Origin of the sequence: Sporosarcina jiandibaonis (genome assembly GCF_013184495.1) — a bacterium.
GTDB lineage: Bacteria > Bacillota > Bacilli > Bacillales_A > Planococcaceae > Sporosarcina > Sporosarcina jiandibaonis.
In genome coordinates this window covers 1-12,104 of record NZ_JAAOIY010000006.1, presented here as the reverse complement: position 1 = coordinate 12,104, position 12,104 = coordinate 1, and the positions used below count along the sequence as shown (strand labels likewise).

General features: G+C 41.5%; 13 protein-coding genes. 7 read left to right on the top strand and 6 right to left on the bottom strand.

The annotated features are described in order from the left end of the window. Nucleotides 1-100 precede the first annotated feature (100 nt). Nucleotides 101-418 (top strand): hypothetical protein, encoded by a 318-nt coding sequence (locus G8782_RS14405; protein ID WP_172372446.1) that lies wholly within the window; start codon nt 101-103, stop codon nt 416-418. 139 nt (nt 419-557) lie between these two features. Continuing rightward, nucleotides 558-941, top strand: coding sequence for a hypothetical protein (locus G8782_RS14400; protein ID WP_172372445.1), 384 nt, complete (start codon nt 558-560; stop codon nt 939-941). A 215-nt stretch (nt 942-1,156) separates the two neighbouring features. Here G8782_RS14400 and G8782_RS14395 read toward each other — a convergent pair whose 3' ends face one another. Both G8782_RS14395 and G8782_RS14390 read right to left on the bottom strand, forming a co-directional pair. Next, a complete protein-coding gene (locus tag G8782_RS14395) occupies nt 1,157-1,678 on the bottom strand; it encodes a helix-turn-helix domain-containing protein (RefSeq protein WP_172372443.1) in 522 nt (173 codons plus the stop codon). 303 nt (nt 1,679-1,981) lie between these two features. Continuing rightward, complete coding sequence (locus tag G8782_RS14390; RefSeq protein ID WP_172372441.1) at nt 1,982-2,164, bottom strand: hypothetical protein; 183 nt, start codon at nt 2,162-2,164, stop codon at nt 1,982-1,984. Nucleotides 2,165-2,319: 155 nt separating this feature from the next. Between G8782_RS14390 and G8782_RS14385 the strand changes: the two genes are divergently transcribed. After that, on the top strand, nt 2,320-3,753 hold the full coding sequence (locus G8782_RS14385) for a phospholipase D-like domain-containing protein (RefSeq protein ID WP_172372439.1): 1,434 nt from the start codon (nt 2,320-2,322) through the stop codon (nt 3,751-3,753). A 178-nt stretch (nt 3,754-3,931) separates the two neighbouring features. On the opposite strand, the gene G8782_RS14380 is transcribed toward G8782_RS14385, so the two are convergent. Together G8782_RS14380 and G8782_RS14375 are read right to left on the bottom strand one after the other, a co-directional pair. Next, nucleotides 3,932-4,117, bottom strand: coding sequence for an SE1832 family protein (locus G8782_RS14380; protein ID WP_172372424.1), 186 nt, complete (start codon nt 4,115-4,117; stop codon nt 3,932-3,934). Between the two features lie 26 nt (nt 4,118-4,143). Continuing rightward, nucleotides 4,144-5,205 (bottom strand): PseG/SpsG family protein, encoded by a 1,062-nt coding sequence (locus G8782_RS14375; protein WP_172372437.1) that lies wholly within the window; start codon nt 5,203-5,205, stop codon nt 4,144-4,146. Between the two features lie 133 nt (nt 5,206-5,338). On the opposite strand from G8782_RS14375, the gene G8782_RS14370 reads away from it, so the two are divergent. Then, nucleotides 5,339-7,210, top strand: coding sequence for a cation:proton antiporter (locus G8782_RS14370; protein ID WP_172372435.1), 1,872 nt, complete (start codon nt 5,339-5,341; stop codon nt 7,208-7,210). Nucleotides 7,211-7,263: 53 nt separating this feature from the next. Here the strand turns inward: G8782_RS14370 and G8782_RS14365 are convergent, their stop codons facing one another. Further along, complete coding sequence (locus tag G8782_RS14365) at nt 7,264-7,896, bottom strand: hypothetical protein (RefSeq protein ID WP_172372433.1); 633 nt, start codon at nt 7,894-7,896, stop codon at nt 7,264-7,266. Further along, nucleotides 7,877-8,383: an RNA polymerase sigma factor gene (locus G8782_RS14360; RefSeq protein WP_172372431.1), complete on the bottom strand. Its 507-nt coding sequence runs from the start codon at nt 8,381-8,383 to the stop codon at nt 7,877-7,879. The genes G8782_RS14365 and G8782_RS14360 overlap by 20 nt, the downstream gene beginning before the upstream one ends. Nucleotides 8,384-8,576: 193 nt before the next feature. Here G8782_RS14360 and G8782_RS14355 point away from each other — a divergent pair, with 193 nt between their 5' ends. Genes G8782_RS14355 through G8782_RS14345 form a run of 3 tightly spaced genes read left to right on the top strand, consistent with a single transcriptional unit; the run spans nt 8,577 to nt 11,933 of the window. After that, nucleotides 8,577-10,733, top strand: coding sequence for a DNA topoisomerase III (locus tag G8782_RS14355; RefSeq protein ID WP_172372429.1), 2,157 nt, complete (start codon nt 8,577-8,579; stop codon nt 10,731-10,733). A gap of 44 nt (nt 10,734-10,777) precedes the next feature. Then, a complete protein-coding gene (ybaK, locus tag G8782_RS14350; protein ID WP_172372427.1) occupies nt 10,778-11,272 on the top strand; it encodes a Cys-tRNA(Pro) deacylase in 495 nt (164 codons plus the stop codon). Nucleotides 11,273-11,300: 28 nt separating this feature from the next. Further along, nucleotides 11,301-11,933, top strand: a complete 633-nt coding sequence (locus G8782_RS14345) for a YczE/YyaS/YitT family protein (protein WP_172372425.1) — start codon at nt 11,301-11,303, stop codon at nt 11,931-11,933. Nucleotides 11,934-12,104 lie beyond the last annotated feature (171 nt).

Genomic DNA, 12,104 nt, shown 5'->3' with positions numbered 1-12,104 from the left:
CAACGCCAAGTTTGCTTGCAATACTATGTACTTTCATTTTGCACTATACAGGGAAAGATGACTTTCTTATGTGAAATAAATAGTTGAGGGGGGATATAAAATGAGAAAAATTTCCAATATATTTATTATATTTATGTTGTTAACAATACTGATATCATGTGGGGGAGCTTCTAAATCTACTACTTCTATGTTAATCGTAATTGAAAAAGGTCATTCCAACGATTACAAGGAATATTGGATAGAAGCATATGACCCTAACAATCAAACTAAAGATAAAGCATTTAAGGTAGTTGTCAAAGAAGAGATGGTTTGGAACTTGATTGAAGAAAACAAAGAGTATTTTTCTTTATATTCAAAAAAAGGAGATGAACCTTGGATTTTAGAACAGATTGAGCATACAGAGATTGAAAAAGAGTAATTTTAATTAACATGAGAACGTCTTATTAGTTGAAGAGTGTTGTTTAACTTGTGTTCAACAATCGGACCAGATTGTTGAATGTTATTTAGAGACAAAAGAGACAAAGGTAGTAAAATAAAGGACTAGGGAGGTTGTTCACATGGGCTTTTCTGAATTTGTAGTCCTGTTGCTGGTTTATAGTGGGCTTCTGATTTTCTTTTTGGTTCCATTTTCAAAACAAGAGCAATCGAAAGATTATCGAGGTAAAATATCCTTTTCCTCCGTTTTTAAGGAGAACTTAGTTAAAATGATCTGTCATAAAAAGGCTATTTTTGCTTTAGTGTTATTGGGATTAGCGTTAATCAGTATTCAGGCAGGGTTTGAAGGTGCAGAACGGCATTACAATGCTCATAGTGGTTATTCTCCGGTCAGTAACAAATTACGGGCTTTATACTCTATGGGTAGTGTAGTTATATATACAGTCGTTCTTTTATTGTCACTTGGATACATGAAAACTTTAAAAAGCATGAAGGGTGCAAAATAGTAGGCGTGGAAAAGAAATCACATATGCAATGATCGGGCGCGATTGTTGAATAAGCTTCACTTTTAACTAACGGGTGCTTTAGTTCAAGACGGAGTAAAGCCTTTTTTCTTATTGAACTAAAGGTGCAGTTTAGTTGAAGAACAAACTAACGCTGCGGGGTATACCAGCTAACTTTATAAGTGCTTTAACCGGGAATTTTAACCTTAGTTCATAGATTACTTTCGCTTTATCTTGTTTGGTGATTTTTCCTTGTTTTGAACTAAGGCATTCAACTTTTTTAGATACTCATTCTCCATTCGTAATTGTGCCACTTCGGCCTGTAAAGCTTCGACAGCATCTTTTGGAGACTCGTTATTTTGTTTCTTTCGGGATTCTCTTTTCATGGATGGACGCCCCTTATTCTTAGAAGTGAGGGCGTCTACACCACCTTTTTCAAAAAGGATCCTCCAAGCTCTTATCGTTGCTGGAGAGGAAATGTTAAAAATCACTGCTGTTTCATTTGGTGACGTCCCATTATCACTCATGTAGTTAAGTACATCCAGTTTAAACTGTAAGGAGTAATTTGTGTAGTTTTTCTTCATTAAACCCTCTATCCCATGAGCTTGATATTGCTTTACCCAGTTCATCACTACGCTTACAGATGTTCCAATTGACCTTTCGATTGAAATATAACTTTCTCCGCCTTCCAAATACCGTTTAACAGCCGATAGTTTATAATCAAGCGTATATTTTGCCATAGAAAAACTGCACCTCCAATTGTTAGATTGTGTCCAACAATTGGGGTGCAGTTTCAAAATCTGAGCGTTTTTACTTGTTTTTTATATAGCCATTTCACTGTTGAAATATATGCTGATAAAGCTGTTATTTACGTTGTTAATTGCACTTTTCTCCCCATCAACCGAATCCGTTACCAATCGACGGCTGTGTTTTTTATTGCTCACGTTTAGCTCCAGGCCGTATTGCGCTGCCCCTATTTTTTATTCTCGTTGCGCCTCGGTTTGCTCTCGCGGCGGGTCCGGTTGCTCTCGGTGCTCCCATGTTTATTCTCGTACCGTCCCGCCTCCATTTTTTATTCTCGTTGCGCCTCGGTTTGCTCTCGCAGCGGGTCCGGTTGCTCTCGGTGCTCCCATGTTTATTCTCGTACCGTCCCGCCTCCATTTTTTTATTCTCGTTGCGCCTCGGTTTGCTCTCGCAGCGGGTCCGATTGCTCTCGATGCTCCCATGTTTATTCTCGTACCGTCTCGCCCCCATTTTTTATTCTCGTATCGCTCGGCCTCCATTTTTTTATTTGCGAATAAAACCCTGTGCGGTTTGTTTACCGATTATCCTCACGGGGAACATACCAATGACCTAGTTGTTTTGAAGCGGAGATGTTCAAATGAAAACGAAGAAGAAAATAATATTTGGAAGCGTAGGAATAATACTTCTCATCTATATAGCAACGATTTTATGGCATACATATAAGCCTCTCCCACCCGGCCTTTCATACGAAGGAAAATTACACTACACAGACGATGTTCAGATGATTACTGATTTAACGTACGCGCAAAATGAGAAAGGAGACGACTTGCAACACGAGCTTCAAATCTTTGACGAAGTGAATCGATTAATCGAGGATGCCGAGCAATTCATCGTACTCGACTTCTTTCTCTTTGATCATTATTCAGACGAGGACATTGATTTTCCGAAAAATGTAGAGACGCTGACTGCGAATTTAGTTGAGAAAAAAGAAATAAACCCGAAAATGCCAATCACCTTCATCACAGACCCGCTCAATATTGGATATGGTTCCTATGAAAATAAGTGGTTCGAACAAATGGAAGATGCGGGCATTGACGTTGTTTACACAGACTTAGATTCGCTTCGTGATTCAACGCCAGTTTACTCAGGCCTCTATCGAACAATTTTCAGATGGATGGACGTAAAAGGGGAGGGGTGGATTCCGAATGCGATGGCAAACGAAGCGCCGAAAATGACACTTGCATCCTATATGACATTATTAAATATAAAAGCGAATCATCGAAAGGCGATTGTCACCGACAAAGAGGCTATCGTAACGTCTTCAAACCCGCATAACGCCAGCGGTTTTCATGGGAATGTCGCCATGAAAGTAACGGGGTCCGTCTTAAACGATATTTTAGAAGCTGAAGAAGCGGTAGTGAATTATACGAACGGCGGCACATTGCCGCGGGTAAAAGTCGACGAAAAATCGGACGGGAAGTACCAAGTCCAATATATAACAGAGAAGAAAATACTCGACACAATGCTAGCCGATATTGATAAAGCGCAAAAAGGCGATCAAATTTTTCTTGGAATGTTTTTCATAGCCGAAGAAAATGTGGTTGAAGCGCTTCTGGATGCCGCAAACCGCGGAGTAGATGTGAAGATGATTTTAGATCCCAACGAAAACTCATTCGGCAGTCAAAAAACGGGTCTGCCCAATCGGCCAGTTGCACAAAGAATGATGAAAGATTCAAAGGGGGCAATCGATATTCGCTGGTACAACACTGTAATCGGTCAATACCACACAAAGCTCGTCGTCGTCCAAACTGCTGACGAAACATATATTTCCAACGGCGCCGCAAATTTAACCGAGCGCGCTTTAAATAACTATAACTTGGAATCAAACCTCCGGATCATCGCGCAAAACGACAGCGAACTCGTTCAAGACATCAACGCTTACTTTACAAGACTATGGAATAACGAAGACGCACTTTACACCGTCGACTTCGAAAAGTACCAAGACGACTTTACGTTTTACCAACGAAGTATTATTCGGCTGCAGGAATTGTTCAAGTTAACGACTTACTAAAATTTCACGATAATGCCTCGGTTCTTATATAGGTGTAAGGTCCCGGCTTGCAAGCAAAATCATTTGAGTGCAAGCAAAACCCATAAAACTGCAAGGAAACCGCATATGAGTGCAAGCAAATTAAAAAAAATAACAAAAGTAAACAAAAAAAGTCGCCCACTTTAGGCGACTTTTACTCTTATTCAAATTCAGCTAATTTTTTATTCAACATCGCAAGTTTCTCTTCCATTGCGCCGAGGCGCACTTCGGATTTGGCGACGAATCTATTTTGGCCGACAGATTCGAGCTTTTCGATATCTCCTTGTAAATTGACATACTCCATTTTCAGTTCTGCGATTTCTCGTTCGATTTGTTTTTTATCCAAGGGAAAAACTCCTATCTTTTTCCCCACTATATCACATCAGAGGTGCTTTTTCCTGTCTCGTTATGAGTTCCCCGCTTCGGATATTCAAGATAATAGAGAATCGCTTCGCAGACCATCTCTTTACCTTCTCCGAGATTAAGAGCAACTTGACGCTCAATCGCTTTACGCCTGAGCGGCTCGTGAAGAAGCGGTTCCATGATCGCATTTAATAGACTTGACTGCTTAATTTTCCGTCCAGGACCGAGGTGAACAAAACCATGTTTTTCTTTCGGGAAATCCAAGGAAGTTTCAAACTCATTTTGCGCCAAAACGATACAAGGAATGCCCATAACCGCGATTTCATAGGGCATATAACCCGACGCGCAAAGAATCACATCCGCAGTTGATAAAAATTCAGCTAATGAGGCAGGCTGTTCTTTGATGAATGTATTCCGTCTCCCCAATGCCATTATTCGCAGCTCGGTTTTATCGTGCTTGTAATTTTCACCTAAAAGCACAGTTACTTTGAGTGGAATTTGAAGTTGCAACATATGACGAAGTGCACGGTACGTCAAGTTTCCTAAATCTTCATCACCGAAAGTAATGACGAGATGTGGAAGCGGGCGAGTCGCCGCTTTTCCCAAACCGATATGTTTAAACGCAGACAATTCATCATCTGCTATAAAACTTTCCGGTCCAACAACATAATGCTCATGCGGTTTTTCATTGGTTTCCATATAAAGCGTTTGAATAACGAGATCGGCTGACTCGCCACCACTCCCAAAATCATCAAAATGAATGATTGAAGGAACGATTTTACGAATTTTATCGACTTCTTCTTGCGTGGTGGATCCGCTATCGCGAACGAGCAGATTCGGTCTTGTTTTTTCAAGAATGCTTAACAACTCTGTACTATTTTTAAACGTGATAGTTTTAAATCCTTCAGGGGCAGGGTGAGAACCTTTTTTAAGAATAAATATAATTTCAATTGTATCGGGTAAGGCCTCTGCAATCACTTTTGCCCGTCGAATAGGGTATGTCCCTTTACCTTCCGTGTCCTGGATGTAAAATGCCAACATCATTTGCGGTAGTTTGTCTATTGGAATCATCCTTCCTAATCCAAACGTTTTTATTATCTCTTTATCGTATGGTTAGAAAAAATAATTTATGTATTTTTAAGGTTGTACAGAACTTATAGTATGGTAAACTAGTTATTTCATTTAGGACAGAGGAGGGGACCGGTTGTTTGATTCGTTAGTGTTTGACTTAATGCTCGTCGTATTAATCGGGATATTGTCCCAATGGGTAGCATGGAGATTTCGAATGCCGGCAATTGTTGTCATGTCTGTGGCGGGACTTCTAGTCGGTCCGATTTTAGGTTTAATTAATCCGCAGGCAAGTATGGGGAATTTATTCGGTCCGATCATTACATTTGCTGTTGCGCTCATTTTATTCGAAGGAAGTTTAAACCTCGATTTCAAGGAAATTAGAGGATTCAATAAACCGGTGCTGCGAATCATAACGATCGGCGCATTTATCGCTTGGATTGCTGGTTCACTTGCTGCACATTATGTAGCGGGATTGTCATTATCAGTTTCATTTATTATCGGAGGCTTATTCATCGTTACCGGTCCGACGGTTATTTTACCGCTTCTAAGGCAAGCGAAACTGAAACCGCGTCCTGCTGCGATTTTGAAGTGGGAAGGGATAGTTGTCGACCCGTTCGGCGCGCTTCTCGCTGTTTTTGCTTTTGAATTTATTCGATTCGTGGACGGGGAAGTGACTTTAAACTCATTTCTATTGTTCTTTGCAGCATCCATTTTTGCGGTTCTTTTAGGATGGGGAGTTGCTCATCTTCTTGGTATTGCCTTTGAACGTGGTAGGGTTCCTGAGTTTTTAAAATCGCCGGTGTTATTCGCGGTCGTTATATTCACATTCGTATTTTCGGATGAAATTATGCCGCAAACCGGGCTTCTTGCAGTAACGGCAATGGGGATGACGATGGCGAATATGCATCTGACGTCAATCCGGGAAATCCGTCATTTTAAAGAGAATATTTCGGTACTCCTGATTTCTGGAATTTTCGTCATGTTGACGGCGTCGTTGAATCCAAAAGTGCTCATCGAGATTTTCAACTCGAATATCATTTTATATGTTCTTGCGATGTTATTTATCGTGCGTCCATTATCGATTTGGATTTCGACGATTGGCACTGATTTGACAGCAAAAGAAAAATTGCTAGTCGGATGGATTGCACCGCGCGGCATTGTAGCGCTGACTGTATCGGGCTACTTTGCTACGATTTTATTAGACCACGGATATCCTGACGCGGAGCTGCTGACAGCGTTAACGTTCGCGCTTGTTTTCGCGACTGTTGTGCTTCACGGGTTTACAATCGGACCATTAGCGAAAAAATTGAATTTAACAACGACAGATGAATCAGGAATTCTAATTGTCGGGGGAAGTCGATTTGCAGCCGAATTTGCAAAATCAGTGAAAGAAACAGGCAATGAAGTACTCATTATCGATAGAACATGGGCGGGGTTAACGCATGCCCGTAAACTAGGGTTGAACAGCTTCGTTGGCGATATTCTCTCAAGACATCTTGAATATGAACTGGATTTGACACCGTACCGTTTCATGTTGGCGATGTCGAAAATCGATACTTACAACGCGCATGTCTGCGAAGACTTTGAACCGGATCTCGGTCGAGACCATTTGTACCAAACGGCATTTCATTTCAATCATGAAAATATGTCATCGACAGTTTCAGGCGGGCAGTTGCTCTTTACACCAGCAGTTTCTATATACGAGCTCGAAGATCGAATCAACACGGGCCATGTCATCCGTAAAACATTGATCACAAAACAATATAGCTACACGCAATATTTACGCGAACGCGATGATAAATCAATCCTGCTTTACATCTTGCGTGCAGACGGTGCAATAGAATTCTATGCACCAGATGTCGAATTGCAAGCGCAAGCGGGGGACACAGTCATGTCATTAACATCTCCTGCAAAAACAATCGAGAAAGTAAAAGAAAGACTCGATGTAGAAAACGGCGAGTCGCAGATTCCGATTGAAAAGATTGAGGAATTGTTTACGAAATAAAAAAAGCTGTCAGACCTTGGATAAGGGATGGCAGCTTTTTTGAATGAATAGTCTTATTCAACATAAGTCCCAGTCGAATATTCAATCCCTTCTTCACCTACGAATTTCCTAGGGGCCACTTTTTTCAAAGTATATGTGAATCTTTGCTTACCAGTCACTTCAATCGTATACATATCGTTATTTTTTTTAACTACTCTATATTCGGTAAACTCTCCTACCACTAAAGGCGACTCTTTTATCTTATATTTCGCAAACGCCTCTTCGAAACTTTGATCCAGATCTGGGGTATACGCCGCCCCAACATCTTGGAATCGATCATAAATGACAAGTGAATCTTTACTGAAAATAATTTCAAATTTGGTAGGGCTAGTTGTACTTGTTTGACTCAATAAGGCCCTATCCCAGGAAGCCGTAACGTCCGTTATAAGCGCTCCATTTCCAGTGGATTCGCCTGCACCCATATAACTTTCATTGTTGATCAAAACGAAAATACCAATGCCGATAGTGAATAAAACGACAATCGAAACGATAGTTGGAAGCCATGATTGGATGTGAAATCCTTTTTTGCGATGGTTCGGTTGGAAAATATGGCGGCGCGAATTTTCTTTTTGCGTAGCAGAAGGCTGGAATGATTGACAGAGCGTTTCCAACCCTTTCGTTACGTCATCATCGGATAAGTGCTTCATTAGAAAATCCTCCTTTCTCCAATTCCTTTTTGAATGCGGCAAGTGCCCGCGACAGACTCATCTTCACTTTCCCTTCCGACCAATTCAAGATGGACGAAGTTTCAATTGTGGAAAATCCCTGTATCCTTCGTAATATAATCACTTGCTGATAGCTAGATTTTAATCCACCAAGCGCTTCATAAAATTGTTTTTGTTGCGAATTAAGAAGCGCGATTTTTTCGGGAGAGGTATCATCTTTAAGCATATTTAAATCGATAAAATATGTTAAAGGGTTTTTCTTTCTGAAATAACTCATCGTTGTCGTATACGCAATCCGAAAAATCCATGTCTTGATGGAGGACTGTCCTTTGAATTGATGTTCGTTCCGAAAGACCTTTAAAAATGTCTCCTGGGTTAAATCTTCCGCAGTATGTGGATCTTTGACTTGTAATAAAATGTAACTGTAAACGGAATCAAAATAGTCATCAAACCATTTCTCACTAGACATCTCTATCACCCCACTTCACTTACTTAGACGCAATCTAGTAAAATCCGTAACGGATTAAATAAATAATTAATCCCTTTAATCAATTATATCAGTTAATATGATCTTCCAATTCCCCCACCCCCATTCATTCGCCCGACATGCATCAAACTGCATTCTCCTCTATAATAGGGATATGTAGAAAGGGGATTTACCTATGTCTAAATCACTTGTATTAGCCGAAAAGCCCTCTGTTGCGCGAGATATTGCGCGAGTGCTTGGCTGTAATAAAAAAGGAAATGGATTTTTAGAAGGTACAAAATATATCGTCACATGGGCGCTTGGCCATTTGGTGACGCATGCCGATCCAGAAGGGTATGGCAATGAATACAAGGAATGGAAACTTGAACATCTACCGATTATTCCAGACCCATTCAAACTCGTCCCGATTCGTCAAACGACGAGACAGTTCAATGCGGTAAAAAGCCAGTTGCGTAGAAATGACGTATCAGATGTCATTATTGCAACGGATGCAGGACGTGAAGGAGAGCTCGTTGCACGTTGGATTTTGGAGCAAGCGAAAAGCAGAAAACCTGTGAAACGATTATGGATTTCATCCGTGACAGACAAAGCGATCAAAGACGGGTTTAACAATTTGAAACCAGGTCGCGCTTATGAAAACCTATACGAAGCAGCGGTTGCACGCGCAGAAGCGGATTGGGTTGTAGGCATAAACGCGACACGTGCGCTAACTGTAAAACATAACGCCCAACTTTCAACGGGACGCGTTCAAACGCCGACGCTTGCGATGATTGCAGAACGTGAAAAACAAATCAACGAATTTAAACCTAAAGCCTATTACGGCTTGCAGGCGATAACCGAAAAAGCGACATTTACATGGCGCGACAACGCCGGTCAAACGCGGTCGTTTGATAAAGAAAACATTGAAAAACGGCTCAAAGATTTAGACGGGATTCATTCTGGGAAAATAAAAGATGTCAAAACGTCACCGAAATCACAGCCGGCTCCTCATCTATTTGATCTAACCGAGCTCCAAAAAGAAGCGCATAAACGTTGGTCTTGGTCGGCAAAGGAAACACTTTCCACACTGCAAAACTTATATGAGCATCATAAAGCCGTGACGTATCCTCGTACGGATTCAAAACATTTAACGTCGGATATGGCAAATACGTTGAAAGAGCGTATTAAAGCTGTAGATTTTGGTCCATTCCGGAAAACGACGAATACACTTCTTCGTTCAGGAACAATTAAACCGCAAAGAGGCGTAATCGACGATAAAAGGGTTTCAGATCACCACGCGATTATTCCGACAGAGGAAACCCCGATTTACCAAAAGCTATCAGATCGTGAACAACGACTTTATGAATTAATCGTCAACCGGTTCCTCGCTGTCTTCTTTGGCCCATTCCGCTATGATCAAGTGACTGCCGAGCTAGTCGTTGGGAATGAAACATTCAATGCGAGAGGGCGGACGGTTACTGATGAAGGCTGGAAAAAGGTATACGCATCTGACGATGATGCCGTAGAAACGCTGCCTTCATTCAAAAAAGGCGAAGAAGTAAAAGTGCGGGCTGTAACCATGACAGAAGGGAAAACAACACCTCCTGCTCGGTTCAATGAAGGAACACTTCTCGCGGCAATGGAAAATCCGACGCAATTCATGCAAGGTGAATCGAAGGATTTAATCAAGACAATTGGCGAGTCGGGCGGACTAGGAACAGTCGCGACACGCGCAGATGTGATTGAAAGATTGTTCAAGTCATTCGTGATTGAGAAAAAAGGAAATGATATTTTTACGACGTCAAAAGGTCGCCAACTTCTGGAGCTAGTACCGGAAGATTTGAAGTCGCCAGCGCTCACTGCAGAGTGGGAGCAAGGACTCACGAAAATCGCCAATGGAAAAATGAAAAAAGCAGACTTCATGAAGGATATGATCGCCTTTTCAAAGCAAGCCGTCACTGAAATCAAAACAGACGATAAAAAATTCAGACACGATAATGTCACAGGAAGAACATGCCCGGATTGCGGAAAACTTCTTCTTGAAGTGAACGGGAAACGCGGGAAAATGCATGTTTGTCAAGACCGTGAATGCGGTTATCGCCGAAGTATTTCAAGACAAACAAATGCCAGATGCCCTGTTTGTAAAAAACGATTGGAACTGCGCGGGGAAGGCGATGGACAAATTTTCGTTTGTTCTTGCGGACATCGAGAAAAGTTATCGGCATTTGAAAAACGCCGTAAAGAATCAGGCAACCGAGCGAATAAACGAGATGTCCAAAAGTATTTAAAAAAGCAAGAGGAACCAGAAAACACCGCAATGGCGGAAGCGTTGAAAAAACTTTTCGATAAATAATAATCGGCTGCCGAAAATGGCGGCCTTTTAAGAGGTGACTACTCATGGCAAAACCAAATAAGGCTCCGAAAACAAATGCTGTCCGAATTCTGGACGGTGAAAATATTCACTATGAGTTAATGGAATACGACATCAGTGATGGTCAAGTAGATGGAGTTTCCGTCGCACAAAAAACGGGACAAGCAGTAGAAGCTGTGTATAAAACACTCGTGACTAAGGCGAGTCAAAAAGAACTTTTCGTATTTTTATTGCCGGTCGCCCTCGAACTTGATTTAAAAAAAGCAGCGAAAGCGGCAGGTGTTAAAAAGTTGGAAATGCTTCCTTTAAAAGATTTAACGAAAGAAACCGGATATGTCCGCGGAGGCTGTTCAGCGATCGGCATGAAAAGAAAATATCCGACATTCATCGATGAATCCGCGTTGGAACTAGACGAAATCATCGTAAGTGCGGGTCGACCAGGTGTGCAAATGAAGCTGTCGCCGGAAAATCTCAAGGAAGTATCGGAAGCTGTATTTAAAGATATTGTGAAAACTCAGTAGCAGTTTAACAAGGGAAAGAAGGACTTGAATGAGAAAGATATTATTTTGGAGATGGGCGTTCTATCTATTCGGCATGCTAGTCATGGCGCTCGGCGCAACCATGACGATAAAAGGGCATCGTCTCGGAATCGGGCCATGGGACGTACTCCATGTCGGTTTGTTTAATAAGTTTGGACTAACAATTGGTACATGGAGCATACTTTTGGGCCTTACAATCGTGACCACAACAGCGATTATTCGCAAAGAGTTACCCAAAATCGGCACATGGCTCAATATGCTTTTAATTGGCTTATTTATCGACATGTTCAACTGGATGATCCCAGAAATCGAAACACTCGCCGGACAAACGGTTATTTTCATGTTCGGCGTTGTCGTAATGAGCTACGGTGCCGGCATTTACGTCTCACCCAATATCGGAGCAGGACCGCGCGATAGTTTAATGCTTGTCATCGTCGATAAGTTCGGAACAAGCCTTAAAAAAGCGCGTACCATCATCGAAATAATCGCTGCTCTAGCAGGCTGGCTCCTCGGCGGTCCAGTCGGCATCGGAACAGTCATCGTCGCCATCGTAATCGGTCAAATCGTCCAATATTCACTACCGCAAAGCCGAGCGCTCCTAATGAAGATTATTGGGGAAACAGATATAAAGGTTTTGTTGTAAAAGGTAAACAATATTAAAATGTCGAAAATAAAGTGCAGGATGAATTTTTATATGAACTGCGCCCTAAATTTCGGACAGTTTAATAAAATACCCGCTGCTAATTAGGCAGCTATGAGATGACTTCGATATTCAATCGGAGTCATCTTTTTAAGATTCCATTGTCTTCTTGAT